Raw genomic sequence first — 237 nt, forward strand, 5'->3', positions numbered from 1 at the left:
CGGCACCGGTTAGGCTGCCCATCACATCACCCTGCCCAACGGCGATGTCTCGGGGCTTTCAGCAGATAGTCGCCATTGCCTGCTCCACCGGTGGCCCACAGGCACTAGCGCGACTACTGAGCAAGCTGCCGAAAGGTTTCCCTGCCCCGGTGATCATTGCGCAACACATTAGCCCAGGGTTTATTGATGGCATGGCCACATGGCTGGGCTCGCTGTGTGCGCTGCCTGTCAGCGTGG

Annotated in this window: 1 protein-coding gene; it reads left to right on the top strand. The window is 61.6% G+C overall.

The genetic code is table 11. The features are described from left to right. Positions 1-44 precede the first annotated feature (44 nt). The coding region (locus SB753_RS41215; protein ID WP_410805704.1) for a chemotaxis protein CheB at positions 45-237 on the top strand (193 nt) is incomplete at its 3' end.

Origin of the sequence: Paraburkholderia sp. SIMBA_053, from assembly GCF_046534895.1 — a bacterium.
Taxonomy (GTDB): Bacteria; Pseudomonadota; Gammaproteobacteria; order Burkholderiales; family Burkholderiaceae; genus Paraburkholderia; species Paraburkholderia caledonica.